Genomic DNA, 13,990 nt, shown 5'->3' on the forward strand with positions numbered 1-13,990 from the left:
TTGGGAAGGCTCAGGCCTTGCGATACTCGGCGTCGAACGTCACGGTCACCTCGTCCACCACCTTCATGGCTCCGAACATCTGCGAATACGGAGTGATCTTGTAATCCGATTGGCGCACAATAGTTTCGGACTCGATGTGCCATCGATCACCGAGGTCGGTGGCGGTCACATCCACAGTGATCTCCCTGGACACGCCGTGAATCTCGGCCGTGCCGGCCAGTCGAAATCCGGAGTCGACGGCGGTGATCTCTTCCGAAACGAATCGAATCGATGGATATCGGTCGGCCTCGAAACTCTTGAGCGCGTTTGCCTTCGCCACAATTTTCTCCGGTCCGATCAAGGGTGTGAGTCCACCCTCTCCATGGACCACCTCGAGTGAACTCACCTCGGCAACGAGGGTGACCGCGGTGGGTGCCTCCCCCGACCACTCGACTGTCGCGGTCCAGGAGGTCACCGCAATCGTGAGGCGATGGCCCATCTTGGCTGCCCGTCCGGTGACATCCGTCCGAACGGCCAACTGTCCATCGTCCGATGCGTCGAGCGTCCAGGTCGCGGTAGTCATGCCCCGACTGTATCGGTCCCGCAGAACCGAAGAAGGGACGCGGCGCAGGTGGTTAGGGTGGAGCCATGTTCTCCAATTCCCCTCGAACATTCGTTGCCGACGCCCTCCGCGGCTTCGTCGCCGCCACCGACGACGTCACCTTGCATGCCGATCCCGGATTTCTCACCCGCCGCTATCGCATCTCCGACGGTCAGGTTGCCCTCCTGTCCGGTGGGGGATCGGGCCATGAGCCGATGCATGCCGGATTCATCGGTCGCGGCATGCTCACCGGTGCGTGCCCCGGTCTGGTCTTCACCTCACCGAACGCCCTTCAGGTGCACGAGGCATCCAAGGCGGTGGACTCCGGCGGCGGCGTGGTGCACATCGTGAAGAACTACACCGGCGACGTGATGAACTTCAAGATCGCCCGAGAATTGTTGCAGGAGGACGGCATCGTCGCCGACGTGATTCTCGTCGACGACGACGTGGCCAGTGAGAGCGAGGACGGCCCGGGACGTCGCGGCACCGCAGCGACGATCGTCGTCGAAAAGGTCTGCGGCGCAGCGGCAGAACGCGGTGACAGTTTGCAGGCGGTCGTTGCGCTTGGGCGTCGAACAGCGGAGAACGCGCGCAGTATGGCTGTCGCGCTGAACCCGCCGACGCTACCGGGCGCCGACGGCCCGTCGTTCGAATTACCCAAGGAGGAAATCGAACTCGGCATCGGTATCCACGGAGAACGCGGCACCGACCGCGTGCCCGGGCTGCCTGCTCGGGAGATCGTCGCGAAACTGACCGATCCCATCGTGGACTCACTCGGGTTGAACTCGGGCGAATCGGTGATCGCGGTGGTCAACGGGCTCGGGCAACGCACCCGCTGGAGCTGCACCTGCTGTTCGGTGAACTCTCGGAGTACCTGCACGGCAAAGGGATCGAGATCTCCCGCTCGCTCGTCGGTAGCTTCGTCACCGCGTTGAACATGGGCGGAGCGTCGATCACCCTCGTGCGCGCCGACGACGAGATGCTCGAACTCTGGGACGAGCCGACCGACGCTCCCGGTTGGCCCAACGCCCAGAGCCGGGGTGCGAAGCCGGTGGCCGAACGCGGCGCATTCGGGCCGACGTTCTCACCGTCCGACACCGGTGTGAAGTCGACCTTCGTTTCCGAGTGGATCGGGTCGTGGGCGCAGCGTGTGCTCGGCGAGGAGCCGGCTCTGACCGAGTTGGATCGCAAAGCGGGCGACGGCGACTTCGGAACCAACATGGTGGCCGCACTCGAACAACTCGATCTGGATGCAGTGAAGGAAACCTATTCGGCAGCAACGGTATTCGAAGCAGTCAGCGAGGCCTACCTGGGCCACGCGGGTGGTACGTCCGGCGCACTGTTCGGCATCTGGTTCCGCCAGTTCTACCGGACGATGCTCGAATCCGAGCCCTCCGCTGCGGCGATCGCAGAGGCGGCACGGGCGGGACTGGACAGCATCACCGAACTCGGCGGCGCACGGGTGGGCGACAAGACGATGGTCGACGCCATCGCCCCGGCCGTCGAGGCGCTCGAGAAGGACGGGGGCACCCTGCAGCATGCCGCCGACGCCGCAAAGACCGGAGCCGAATCGACCAAGGACATCACCGCCAACCGCGGTCGCGCCAGCTACGTCGGTGAGGCCGCGCGAGGCGTCGTCGACCCCGGTGCGCTGGTCATGGCGTGGTTCTTCGAGGCGGCAGCTTCTAACGGATCGAACTGAGAAAGACCTCCGCGATCGCTTCGAGGCCGGCTTGATCGTCGGCGTCGAAGCGGTTCGGCACGGGGCTGTCCAAGTCGAACACGCCGATCAGAGTGTCGCCCTGGTACAGCGGTACGACGACCTCGGAGCGAGTGTTGGCATCGCACGCGATGTGACCCGGGAAGGCGTGAACGTCGGCAACTCGCTGCGTCTCGCGGGTGGTGGCGGCAGCGCCGCACACTCCTTTGCTCAGAGCGATGCGCACGCAGGCGGGCTGACCTTGAAACGGACCGACGACGAGTTCGGTGCCGTCGTACAGGTAGAAGCCGACCCAATTGACCTCCGGCAGAGCGTGATAGACCAACGCGGAGAGATTGGCGGCATTGGCGATCAGGTTCGACTCGTCGTAGACGAGGCCCTTGGCCTGCTCGGCCAGCTGCTGATACTGCTCTACCTTGGACCCGTTCAGTTCGGTCGCGGTGAAGGACATGCGCCGAGTCTAAGCGCACACCCCAGCACCACCAGATACGCCGACATGCCGCCCACCTGAACTCGCTGGGCGACACCGAGGCCGTGATCGCCAGGAAGGTTGTCGGCGATCATCAGCCACGCCGTTGCCAGGGTCGTGACAGCCAGCACCGCGACACCGAGCGTCCGAAGCAGGGGATAGGGCTCATAGCGGAATGCAGCGAGCGTGAACGCGATCATGACCGTGAAGATCGCGAACACCGCGATGGTGCTGGTGAGTGCGTGCAGGTGATGGAGTTGCGGGAACAATCCGCTGGGCTCGATCGGGCAACTCGGATCGTCGGCGGCCACACACTCGAGTGGAAGTTTTGCGTCGGCGATGGTGGCGATACCGAAGATGCCCGACGCCACCCAGCCGGTGACGACGAGCCGTCGACGCTGGGTGGCGAGGAAGCCGAGGACCGCCGCGACGATCATCAGTGAACCGGTGACGACGTCTGCGGTGGAGAAGAATTCGCGGTACGGCTGATCGCGGGCGTCGAGTTCGCTGAGAAACGATGTGGTGGGGTCGAGACCGGTGTCGATGAAGAATTCGGCCACCCACGCGGAGTACAGCAGTCCGGCGAGGATCAAGCAGATCGCCACTACGACGCTGCGGATATCAACGCCTTCAGTTTTCGAACGCACCGATCAAGGCTAGCCAGTCAGTACATCGGCAGCTGCCACCGCCAGTGCGACCGCGGACTCGCACTGGTCGGTCAGGACGGTCAGTGTGGGAACCGTGCGGGCAAAGAGGGCGGCAGTGTCGTCTTTCTCGGGCATACCGAGCACGGGGTTGCCCAACACGATGTCCGCGAAGCACGCCGATTCCGAGCCGCGTGTTTCGACGGTGTAGCCGCCCTGCTCGACGGTCTTGCGGTCATTCGAACGCATGTCACCGTCGACGTAGTCGAGAGTGACGTCGAGCATCGCCACGTTGTCCTCGAACGTTGCCGAGGACGCCGTGAAGTGGCAACGGTACGGATCGGAGGGAGGGTTCCAGCGGTCCACCGTCCAGGTTGCGGGCAAGTGTTCCAAGACGGCGCATACATCTCTCGAGGCAAGCGGGAGGTTGTACTTCGAATCGGCGCGCAGCGGTGGATCCTCCAAGAGACGCAGTGCGGTCTCGGTCGCCGACTTTGCTGCGGAGCAGGCGTCCGCGTCGGCGCGATAGACGTCGATCGTGGCGAAGCCGCGGCCGGATTCGGTGTGGAAACCGTCCATGGGCCCCGGGGCGGAGCCCTCGAACTCGTCGCGGAGCGGAAACCCGATGCGGCACGACCCTTGCGACGAGTTGTCCAGATACACCTGTTCGTCACCGATCGTGATCTGCTCGTAGTCCGTGTCGTCGGACGTCGGTTGATATCCGTTCAGATCGATCGAGACGGAGTCGGTGGCGCTCGATCTCCCAGAATTCAGGCTGGCCGAGCACGTGCTCAACTCGCCATCGGGGCGGAGCTGGACCACGGTGCCGAGGGCAGCGAGATCGGCCTCGGTGAGAAAACCACAGGGATCGAGACTGCGTACGAATGCTGCCGTGTCGGCCAGATATTGGTCTGCCTCCGACATCTCGAATCCGTACCTGTTCGGCGGTAAAGAACTGCCGGTGGGCGACGAACTGCCAGCGGGGAAGGCGCTGCCGAGCAACACCACCGCGCATCCGCTCGTCGATACCGACATCGCCAGCGCCACTGCCGCGAGCAACCAATTTCTGCGCACTGTTTTCCCCCGAACTCGAATCGACCGATCATGGGGTTGGACGCGCGGGGACGGGAAAGGGTTTCAGGCGGGAGTGGAGCCCGCGGAATGACCCAGATTATTCAGCTTGGAGTTCGTTCTCAACGCGGTCGGCGGCGACGGCGGGATCTTCGTGTTCCCAGATGCGCACCACGCGCCAGCCCTCCGCGAGGAGCTTCTCATCGGTGTCGCGATCGCGGGCGACGTTGGCGGCCAATTTGTCGGCCCACCACTGAGCGTTGTTGCGGGGCTTGGTCGCGTGCACCGGGCAGCTGTGCCAGAAGCAACCGTCAACGTAGACCGCGACTTTGCGTTTGGGGAACACCAGATCTGCTCGACGCCGCATGCCCTTCAGCGGAGCACGATCGACGAAATACCGCAGACCTCGCCGGTGCAGTGCCCGCCGCAGGGCCACCTCCGGTTTGGTGTCGCGGCGTTTCTGCTTGCTCAGTCTCGCGCTGGTTTTCGCATCGGTTATCGGCCGGGAAGCGCTCACACCGGAACCCGCTCGGCGTATCCGCCCATGCGCTCGAGGTGGGCGTCGAGATCGTCGAGGAATCCCGGAGCGAAACGGAGGCTGCCGGCCCGGGCCCGTTTGAGAAATCCGGCGGTCGCGCGTGCGGAGAGCAGCTTCGAGTCGTCGAGAAAGCCGGCCAGGTCCTCGTACGGTTCGTGCACCGGCATGGTCGAGATCGTCACCTTGAACGTCGTCCGGTCACGTCCCCAGGCTGCTGTCGGCCAGGCCTGGCCAGGCAGAACAGTCGCATCGTTCGAGGCGTCGTAGGGCTTCGGGTCGTCGAGAGCGCGCGCGGCCCATGACGCCATCCGCACACTGACGGCATTGCCGACGAGCTTCCAGCGATGTCCGCTGCGGACGCCGGGCTGCTGGACGGCAGGCAGCGTCCAGTCCGGATCGAATCCCTGCAGACGCTCGGCCCCGATGATGCCGGGCGTGACGATTTCCCCGGACGGCAACCGCACCGCCGGGGGACTGGCAATGCCGAGTGAGGACCCGCCCTTGAGCGTCGGGACCGCGTTGACGGCCCAGCCCAGTCCGCGGATTCCCTCGGTCCAGTAGAACCCGCACGGCTGGGTGCTCGGGTCGCCGTCGGGCAACTGGCCTGCATCCTGGGAGAACAGCACCTCGCGCGGATCGTCGGTGCGCGAGGCCAGCATCACCACCCGCTGCCGACGCTGCGGCAATCCGAACGCTCGGGCGTCGACGACGCGGTAGGCCCACATGTAACCGAGATCTTCGAGTGCGTCGGTGATGTGCCGCATGGCGGCCCCGCGGCCGAGTTGCAGCATGAACGGCACGTTTTCGATCAGCAGCCAGCGCGGGCCGCGCCGCCGCGTGACCAGCCGGAACACCTCGTCGACCAGGCCGGATCGGGCACCGGTGATGCCGGCGGTGCGTCCAGCCTGGGACAGGTCCTGGCACGGGAAGCCTGCCGCTACCAGTTCGGTGTCGGCAGGCAGGCTGCGAAGTGTGGTGACATCGCTGTGCAGGGGGACGTGAGGCATACGGGCGGTGAGGACGGCTTGGGCTCCGGGATCGACCTCGCACAGCAACTGCGTCGACCAGCCCGCCTCGGCCAGCCCCAGCTCGAGCCCGCCGATTCCCGCGAACAACCCGACCATCGACCGTGCGCTCACGTGTGCCCTTCTCTCGCCCGACGGTCCTACGGTACTCGAGAGTGGTCGGCCTTGACCTCGACCTAGCTCGAGGTTTCACACTGGAATGCGAGCGCCGAAAAATCGGTTGGAAACTGAGCCTGTGCAATGAAATCATTCGAGCACAGCAATAAGGAGAAGAACTGTGTCTACGGGTGTGCTCGATCCCGAAACCCGAACCCGCGATCAGCCATACCCGGACACGGCGAAGGTGCCCAGCTCACTGCAGCGTTTTGCGCCGTTCCTGGCCCCGTACAAGTGGTTCTACATCGGCTCGATCGTGGTCTCGCTCATCGCGACTCTGACCGGTCTGGTCATTCCTCTGGTGATACAGCGCGTCATCGACGGACCCATCACCGATCGCAATTTCTCGGCGGTGTGGTGGCCCGCAGCGTTGATTTTGCTGTTGGGCACCATCGACGCGGCCGGGATTTGGGTGCGGCGTTACCTGGTGTCCAGGCCGTCGAGTCAATTCGAGATCACAGCTCGTGCAACAGTATTCGACAAATTGCAACGGCTCTCGGTTGCGGCGCATGAAAGTTGGGAATCGGGGCAGCTGCTCTCGCGCGCCATCGCCGATCTCGGTTCGCTGCGCCGGTTCATGGCCTTCATCGGCCCGTTCATCATCATCAACGCCGTCACGCTCGTGGTGGGTATCGGCGTATTGCTGGTGCAGTCCTGGCAATTGGGGCTGATCATGCTGGTGACGTCGGTGCCGCTGGTGATCGCCTGCACCAAGTTCGAGACGCTGTACCGCGTCGTAGCGCGTGATGCTCAGGATCAGGCGGGAGATGTCACGACGACGGTCGAGGAATCCATCCAGGGCATTCGCGTCCTGAAGGCGTTCGGTCGAAGTGCGCACCTGGGCAAGCAGTTTCTTCGGCAGGCTCGTACTCTTCGCGGAACCGAGCTGAAGAAGGTGCGCTACCTCGCGATCATCTGGGCCGTCATAGTCGGGCTGCAACCGATCACCATCGGAGCGATTCTGGCCGTGGGGACGTACTCGATCGTGCAGGGCACGATGACGGTCGGCACCCTCGTTGCGGCCATCGCCATCGTCACGTTCCTGTTGTGGCCGATCGAATCGTTCGGCTACCTGCTGGCCGAGCTGAACAATGCACGTACAGCAGCGGATCGGTACTGGGAGATCATGGACACTCCCGAAACCGTCACCGATCCAGACAATCCCGTCGAACTGCCCGAAAGAATCCGTGGCCGAGTGCAATTCGACCGCGTGGGATTCACCTTTCCCGACTCGTCCTTGCCGCTGCTCGAGGATGTCAGTTTTGTCGTCGAGCCGGGGGAGACCGTTGCGCTCGTCGGTAACACCGGCAGCGGAAAGACCGCACTGACCAACCTGGTTCCTCGGCTGTTCGACGTCACCGAGGGGTCCATCACGATCGACGGTATCGACGTGGCCTCGATGCGGTTGTCGGACCTGCGTTCCATCGTGTCGGTGGCCTTCGAGGATCCGGTGCTGTTCTCGGCCAGTGCGCGCGAGAACATCGCACTCGGTTCTCCTGGGGCGTCCGACGCGGAGATTGCGGAGGCGTTGGAGATCGCGCACGCAACGGATTTCGTCGAGCGGCTGCCGTGGGGTTTGGCCACTCGCATCGGAGAGCAGGGCATGAGCCTGTCCGGCGGACAGCGGCAGCGGCTCGCGTTGGCACGCGCGGTGCTGGGCAAGCCACGGGTGCTGGTGCTCGACGACCCGCTGTCCGCGCTCGACGTGGACACCGAAGCGAAAGTACAGAAGGAGTTGCGGCGCGTGTTGGCGCATTCGACGACAGTGCTGGTGGCACACCGGCCGTCGACCGCTGCGTTGGCCGACCGCGTGCTCTATCTCGAGAACGGAACAATTGTGGAGCAGGGAACACACGAGGGACTGTTGGCGTCGTCGCCGCGGTACCGCGAGGTGATGGGGTCGGTCCATGAGTGATCAGAGCGCCACCGAGGATTGGCGGGGCGTCGGCGGGGAGGAATCCGAGGTCGACGCCACCGGAAACCTGGTGCTGGCCGGACGTTCTCGTCGCTTGCTGGCATCACTGGTGCGCCCGTACAAGAAGCAGGCCCTGCTGTCGTTCCTGATCATTCTGGTCGACAACATCACCTACGTGGCGGGCCCACTGTTCATCGCCTATGCACTGGACAACGGCGTCGGCGCTGCGGGGCAGGGCGATTGGGGTCCGTTGCTGTGGGCGGTCGGCGGCTACACCGGCTTCGGTCTGCTCGGAATGTTCACCACCTATGCGTTTCTCACCGTCTCGGGGCGGCTCAGCCAGAACATCCTCTACGACCTGCGTGGCCGGGTGTTCGATCATGCACAGAAGCTGAGCCTGTCGTTCCACGAGAAATACACCTCGGGACGGCTGATCTCGCGACTGACCAGCGACGTCGAGTCTCTGCAGACCTTGCTCGAGAGTGCGCTCAACGATGCATTGACGGCCATCCTGTCGATGGTGTCGATCGCGATCATCCTTGTGTATCTCGATGTGCCGATGGCGTTGATCGTGCTGGCCGGCTTCGTTCCGCTGGTGCTCGTCACCCGGTGGTCGCAGCGTCGCCAACGTCAGGGATACCGTCGAACACGGGTGGCGATCGCGCGCGTTGTGGTCCACTTCGTGGAGTCGATGGGCGGCATTCGCGCAGTACAGGTGTTCAGACGCGAGGGCCGCAACGACGCCATTCTCAGCACCGAGGATTCGGAGTATCGCGACGCCACCACCGCGGCGTTGCGCGGCATGGCGAGCTACACCGGCATCGTGCGCTGGATCGGCAACGTCACGCTCGCGATCATCCTGGTGTTCGGTAGCTGGCGAGTGATCAACGGCCACATGGACATCGGCGTGCTTGCGGCCTACGTGCTGTATCTCCGACGGTTCTACGGGCCGCTCGACGAGTTGGCGATGGTGTTCAACGCCTACCAGTCCGCCGCGGCTGCGCTGGAGAAGATCTCCGGTGTGCTCGAGGAGGAACCGTCGGTGATCGCGCCGAAGAATCCGGTCGAGATCGGAACCGTGAAAGGCGACATCACGTTCGATGACGTGCACTTCTCCTACGGCTCCGAGCGCGTTGTGCTGCCCGAGTTCTCGTTGCACGTGCCCGCAGGTCAGGTGGTCGCGATGGTCGGGGCCACCGGAGCCGGAAAGTCGACACTGGCAAAGCTGTTGGCGCGCTTCTACGATCCGACGGCCGGAGCCGTGCGACTCGACGGCATCGACATGCGGGAGATCAGCGACGAGGACCTACGCCGCAACGTCGTCATGGTGACGCAGGAGTCGTTCCTGTTCTCCGGTTCGGTGGCAGACAACATCCGTCTCGGACGCCCGACGGCGACCGATGCGGACGTGCGGGCTGCGGCCGACGCCGTCGGACTGACCGAGTTCATCGCGTCGCTGCCCGACGGCATCGATACCGACGTACGCAAGCGCGGTGGCCGATTGTCCTCGGGGCAAAGGCAATTGGTGGCATTCGCGCGGGTGTTCCTCGCGGCGCCGTCGGTGATCGTGCTCGACGAGGCAACATCGAGTCTGGACATCCCGAGCGAGCGGCTGGTGCAGCGTGCACTCGAGACCATCCTGCAGGGGCGAACGGCGCTGATCATCGCGCACCGCCTGTCGACGGTGGCCATTGCGGATCGCGTTCTGGTCATGTCCGACGGCGACATCGTCGAGGACGGAACTCCCGAGGATCTCATCGCGGGGGAGGGACGCTTCGCGCACCTGCACGAGGCGTGGGAAGACTCGCTGGTCTGATTTTCGTAACGCGTCGTCGGTCCCCAGCGAAATGACCTGTATGAGAAGAACATTTGTAGCGGCAACACGAGTTGCCACCGTCGTCGTCTCAGGTCTGGCCTTTTCAGCAATCATCGGCGCAGGCGTTTCCCATGCTGACACTCAGGATTGCTCCATCGCCCACGATGCCTTCGGCGCGTCTGCAACGTGTCACGACACCGGTGCGCCTCCGGGGAGGGAGTACGTACTGATCACCGAATGTTGGGGCTTTCATGTCACCGCCGCCGTTCCGTTCCTGGCGGTCGGTCCCTACACCTCGTCGAGCCGATACTTCGTGCCGACAGGTCAGGCGTCGGGTAACTGCGGTTCGAGCTGGGACCAGCCGACGTCGACTCTCGGTGTGGTCACCGGTGCCCACGTGGAGATCTATCGCCAGTGAGATCGGCCTGGTGACCGGCTGATCACGTCCAGGGAGTGATGGGCGGCTTGACCCACATGATCTTCTCGTCGGCGTGCTGGGGCGTCGCCCCGTCGTGACCGGGGTGTTCGGCCGCCCATGAGGATTTGCGGTCGAGCAGCTCGGCCACGATGGTCCACGTTTCCATCGTGCTCGGCGGGTGCAGGTCGGCGGCGCGGGCGAGTTTCCTGCGGACGGCGTCGGTGAGGTCGAGCAGTTCGGCTCCGGTGATACCGCGATCCCAGACATAGCGCGCCAATGCCGTCGCCTTGTCCTGTCGACTCTTGGCAGCCTGTTCGGAATGTGCGAAATCGAACTGCCCGCCGCCTGTGTTCTCTGTCGTCACGGTCATCACCTTAAGTAATGTGCGGGAAAAGGCACGTCCGCTTGTTCTCGAGGGGGGCTCGTCGCCTACCGTAGATGGGTGATCACTCAAGCATCGGGTGCCGAGCATGCCTCCGTCCCTGCGTCCGACTCCACCGACGCGAAAACCTGGCCCTCGATCCTGACGTGGCGAGCCCACGATGTTCCCCGCATGGAGTCGGTGCGCGTTCAGCTCTCCGGCAACCGAATCAAGGCTGCCGGACGCATCATCGGTGCCGCGTGTGCCGATCATCCCGCTTTCAGCGCGTCCTACGACCTGGTGACCGACGAGTACGGCGTCACCAAGCGGCTGTCGGTGCGCACTTCGCTCGCCTCCGGTGATCGGCAGGCGTCCGTCAGCCGAGACGACGAGGGCTACTGGATGGTGGAGAACAGCGCCAGCCATCAGCGCTCGACCTACAGCGGCGCTCTCGACGTCGACATGGTTCTCAGTCCGTTCTTCAACACGCTGCCGATCCGTCGCTTCGGTCTGCACACCCAGGTCCAGGACCTCGAAGTGCCGACGGTGTACGTCAATCTCCTCGACCTCAGCATCCAGGAGGCCACGCTGACCTACAGCAGTGGTTCCGAGGGCATCCACGTCATCTCGCCGGTGTCGACGTCGTCAGTCACGGTCGATGCCGAGGGATTCGTTCTCGATTACCCCGGACTGGCCGAACGGATCTGACGCACGACGCCGCCGCGTCGACCCGCGTCCTGCAGTTTTTCTCGCCACCCCGGCTCCCCCGGGGTGATGTCGGTGATCTCGAAACGCTGGTGCTGCTCGTACTGCAGCCGCGCTGCGTTTCCGGCGTCGACCAGCGTTTTCGTCGAGTTCTTGTCCAGTTCTTCGCGCGCTGCGGTGAGCGCATGCATCGCTTCGTCGAGTGCAGTCCGTAGCGCGGCTGCGTTGCCCTCGGTCATCGCCCGGACGAGATTCGGTGACGACGACGCCACCCGCGTCCCGTCGCGAAACGAGCCCGCAGCCAGGCCCAACGCCAACGGTCCGCCGGCCGCTCCGACGATCGCCAGTGCCTCGGCCAGCAGATGCGGTAGGTGGGAGATCCGGGCCACGGCGCGATCGTGCTCGATGCTCTCGGCCGGCACCACCACCGAGCCGCAGTCCAGGGCGAGCCGGGCCACGCGGACCCATACGTCCGCGTCTACGTCGGGGTCCGTGGACACCACCCACACCGCGTCGGCGAACAGCGTGGGGTCGGTGGCGGACCAGCCCGAATGATTGGTGCCCGCCATCGGGTGCCCGCCGACATAGCGCGCCTGCAGTCCGCGAGCAGTCACAGCGGCAGCGACCTCGGCCTTGACGCTGACCACATCGGTCAGCGGAGCCGAGGGTGCGTGCTCGGCGACGGCGGCCAGAATGGAATCGACAGCGGGCATCGGGACGGCGATGACGATCAGCGCATCCTCCTTGGATGCCCTGGTCAAAGCAGCTGTCAGGTCGGTGCCGACGTCGTATCCGTCGGCTGTAGCACCGGCGATCGCGTCGGCCGATCGGTTCCATCCCCACGCCTGACGGCCGGCACCGTGTGCTGCGCGCAGAATCGACCCACCGATCAGTCCTAGACCGAGAACGCACACCGAGGAAGAAGTCACCCGATCAGATTGGCACAGGTGGGTGCTGTCGATGGGAGGTGGACTTCGAATACCGACCCATACCGGACTACCGTTGCGGCCATGGCCGCACAGCGCGCGAAAGACAATCGCGCATCCGCATCGGAGTACGACGACCTCGAGGGATTCGGCGTTGCAGTTGTCCGAGAGGACGGCAAGTGGACCGTGACGCCGCTGTCCGACGATGCACTGACCAGCCTGTCGGCGGCGGAGACCGAATTGCGTGAACTTCGCAGCTCGGGTGCCGTGTTCGGGCTGCTCGACGTGGACGAGGAATTCTTCGTGATCCTGCGTCCGGCACCGAACGGCACGCGCCTGCTGCTGTCCGACGCGGTCGCCGCAGTGGACTACGAAATTGCTGCGGACGTTCTCGATGCGTTGAACATCGAGATCCCCGACGTCGACCCCGACGAGCTCGACGACATCGAACCGTACGAGGAAGGCGACCTCGCCCTGCTCGCCGACCTCGGACTACCCGAGGCCGTGCTGGGCATCATCGTCGCCGAGACCGACGACTACCCCGACGAGCAATTGCAGTCCATCGCCGAACGTCTGGGCTTCGAGGACGAGTTCGCCGCAGCGGTGAACAAGCTGCGACGCTGACCGATGGTGGTGTCCGACGCGGACATGATCCGCGCAGCGCTCTCGGCCGCGGCCGAGGCATCGGATGCCGATGTACCCGTCGGAGCCGTCGTGTTCGACGCCTCGGGACGCGAGATCGCCCGGGCCTGCAATGCGCGGGAGGCGTCGGGCGACCCCACCGGACACGCGGAAGTGATCGCGTTGCGTCGAGCAGCGGCGGTGCACGGTGACGGTTGGCGACTCGAGGGCTGCACCCTGGCCGTCACGCTGGAACCCTGCACGATGTGCGCGGGGGCGCTGGTATTGGCCCGCGTCGGCGCTGTGGTGTTCGGCGCGTGGGAACCCAAAACCGGAGCCGTCGGCTCGCTGTGGGACGTCGTGCGGGATCGTCGACTCACTCATCGCCCTCAGGTTCGCGGCGGGGTACTCGAAGCCGAATGCGCCGAAGTGTTGACCAGGTTCTTCGCTCGCCAGAGATAACGATCTCGTCACACGGTGGCCCCGATGTCCAATTTTGTGGAGGGTGGAGGGCAGAGCGCAACGCTGCGCTCCGAACTTGCGAAGGAGACATTCATGGGACTCGGCGACAAGATTTCGAACAAGACCGAAGACCTCGGCGGCAAGGCGAAAGAAGCCGCAGGTTCGGCCACCGGAGACAAGGACCTCGAAGCAGAGGGCAAGGGCGATCAGACGTCGGCCGCAGTGAAGGACGGCGTCGAGAAGGTCAAGGACGCAGCGTCGAACATCAAGGACAAGCTCACCGGCAACTAGTTTTATGTGCTGAGCAGGCGATTTAGCCTCAGGCCGTCATTCCGGTACAGTCTTCTGCGGTGGCGTGTCCGAGCGGCCTAAGGAGCACGCCTCGAAAGCGTGTGAGGGTTCACCCCCTCCGAGGGTTCAAATCCCTCCGCCACCGCCAAGAACTCCCCACCCGATCCGTCGGGTGGGGAGTTTTTTTGTGTGCTGGGGGCATGGGTGTGCGGCCGGGTTGGGGTCCGCCGCAAACGCGCGCGCATTCGTTGTATGCGCGCGGATTCGCCACC

The 13,990-nt window shown here is 64.5% G+C and carries 15 protein-coding genes, 1 tRNA gene and 1 pseudogene; 9 read left to right on the forward strand and 8 right to left on the reverse strand.

Annotated elements, in window-relative coordinates:
• Window positions 1-10: 10 nt before the first annotated feature.
• Window positions 11-562, reverse strand: coding sequence for a YceI family protein (locus CH294_RS11855; protein WP_094738051.1), 552 nt, complete (start codon window positions 560-562; stop codon window positions 11-13).
• A gap of 65 nt (window positions 563-627) precedes the next feature.
• Here CH294_RS11855 and dhaL point away from each other — a divergent pair.
• Window positions 628-2,282, forward strand: a pseudogene (dhaL, locus tag CH294_RS11860) (dihydroxyacetone kinase subunit DhaL).
• Here the strand turns inward: dhaL and CH294_RS11865 are convergent.
• The 5 genes from CH294_RS11865 to dcm all read right to left on the reverse strand — a co-directional run bounded on the left by CH294_RS11865 (window position 2,266) and on the right by dcm (window position 6,146).
• Complete coding sequence (locus tag CH294_RS11865) at window positions 2,266-2,751, reverse strand: GAF domain-containing protein (protein WP_094738052.1); 486 nt, start codon at window positions 2,749-2,751, stop codon at window positions 2,266-2,268. The pseudogene dhaL and the gene CH294_RS11865 sit on opposite strands and share 17 nt — an antisense overlap.
• On the reverse strand, window positions 2,727-3,416 hold the full coding sequence (locus tag CH294_RS11870; RefSeq protein ID WP_094738053.1) for a DUF998 domain-containing protein: 690 nt from the start codon (window positions 3,414-3,416) through the stop codon (window positions 2,727-2,729). Before CH294_RS11870 ends, CH294_RS11865 begins: the two co-directional genes overlap by 25 nt.
• A gap of 9 nt (window positions 3,417-3,425) precedes the next feature.
• Window positions 3,426-4,487, reverse strand: coding sequence for a hypothetical protein (locus CH294_RS11875; protein ID WP_141216493.1), 1,062 nt, complete (start codon window positions 4,485-4,487; stop codon window positions 3,426-3,428).
• Between the two features lie 97 nt (window positions 4,488-4,584).
• Complete coding sequence (locus CH294_RS11885) at window positions 4,585-5,001, reverse strand: very short patch repair endonuclease (protein ID WP_037154744.1); 417 nt, start codon at window positions 4,999-5,001, stop codon at window positions 4,585-4,587.
• The gene (dcm, locus tag CH294_RS11890) at window positions 4,998-6,146 is read right to left on the reverse strand and encodes a DNA (cytosine-5-)-methyltransferase (protein WP_094738382.1); all 1,149 of its coding nucleotides are present in this window, start codon (window positions 6,144-6,146) and stop codon (window positions 4,998-5,000) included. Before dcm ends, CH294_RS11885 begins: the two co-directional genes overlap by 4 nt.
• Before the next feature lie 178 nt (window positions 6,147-6,324).
• Between dcm and CH294_RS11895 the strand changes: the two genes are divergently transcribed.
• From CH294_RS11895 to CH294_RS11905, 3 genes are read left to right on the forward strand one after another with little or no spacing between them, the layout of a single operon-like run.
• Window positions 6,325-8,118, forward strand: coding sequence for an ABC transporter ATP-binding protein (locus CH294_RS11895; protein WP_037154742.1), 1,794 nt, complete (start codon window positions 6,325-6,327; stop codon window positions 8,116-8,118).
• Window positions 8,111-9,934, forward strand: a complete 1,824-nt coding sequence (locus CH294_RS11900; RefSeq protein ID WP_094703704.1) for an ABC transporter ATP-binding protein — start codon at window positions 8,111-8,113, stop codon at window positions 9,932-9,934. The genes CH294_RS11895 and CH294_RS11900 overlap by 8 nt, the downstream gene beginning before the upstream one ends.
• 40 nt (window positions 9,935-9,974) lie before the next feature.
• On the forward strand, window positions 9,975-10,352 hold the full coding sequence (locus CH294_RS11905) for a hypothetical protein (RefSeq protein WP_230592581.1): 378 nt from the start codon (window positions 9,975-9,977) through the stop codon (window positions 10,350-10,352).
• Window positions 10,353-10,374: 22 nt separating this feature from the next.
• Here the strand turns inward: CH294_RS11905 and CH294_RS11910 are convergent, their stop codons facing one another.
• Window positions 10,375-10,716 (reverse strand): hypothetical protein, encoded by a 342-nt coding sequence (locus CH294_RS11910; protein WP_249305243.1) that lies wholly within the window; start codon window positions 10,714-10,716, stop codon window positions 10,375-10,377.
• 189 nt (window positions 10,717-10,905) lie between these two features.
• Between CH294_RS11910 and CH294_RS11915 the strand changes: the two genes are divergently transcribed.
• Window positions 10,906-11,421: a putative glycolipid-binding domain-containing protein gene (locus CH294_RS11915; protein ID WP_032380655.1), complete on the forward strand. Its 516-nt coding sequence runs from the start codon at window positions 10,906-10,908 to the stop codon at window positions 11,419-11,421.
• Here the strand turns inward: CH294_RS11915 and CH294_RS11920 are convergent.
• On the reverse strand, window positions 11,394-12,347 hold the full coding sequence (locus tag CH294_RS11920) for a prephenate dehydrogenase (protein WP_170944698.1): 954 nt from the start codon (window positions 12,345-12,347) through the stop codon (window positions 11,394-11,396). The two genes, CH294_RS11915 and CH294_RS11920, sit on opposite strands and share 28 nt — an antisense overlap.
• An 81-nt stretch (window positions 12,348-12,428) precedes the next feature.
• Here CH294_RS11920 and CH294_RS11925 point away from each other — a divergent pair, with 81 nt between their 5' ends.
• From CH294_RS11925 to CH294_RS11940, 4 genes are all read left to right on the forward strand, one after another.
• The gene (locus CH294_RS11925) at window positions 12,429-12,968 is read left to right on the forward strand and encodes a tRNA adenosine deaminase-associated protein (protein ID WP_008712456.1); all 540 of its coding nucleotides are present in this window, start codon (window positions 12,429-12,431) and stop codon (window positions 12,966-12,968) included.
• A 3-nt stretch (window positions 12,969-12,971) separates the two neighbouring features.
• Window positions 12,972-13,427 carry a nucleoside deaminase gene (locus CH294_RS11930; protein ID WP_032379928.1) on the forward strand — a complete coding sequence of 152 codons (456 nt, stop codon included), beginning with the start codon at window positions 12,972-12,974 and terminating at the stop codon, window positions 13,425-13,427.
• Between the two features lie 93 nt (window positions 13,428-13,520).
• Entirely contained in the window at window positions 13,521-13,718 is a 198-nt protein-coding gene (locus CH294_RS11935) for a CsbD family protein (protein WP_032404959.1), read from the forward strand.
• A gap of 58 nt (window positions 13,719-13,776) precedes the next feature.
• Window positions 13,777-13,866: transfer RNA gene (locus CH294_RS11940), tRNA-Ser, on the forward strand.
• The last annotated feature ends 124 nt before the right edge of the window (window positions 13,867-13,990 follow it).

The organism is Rhodococcus sp. 14-2483-1-1 (assembly GCF_002259335.1).
In the GTDB taxonomy this organism is placed as follows: Bacteria; Actinomycetota; Actinomycetes; order Mycobacteriales; family Mycobacteriaceae; genus Rhodococcoides.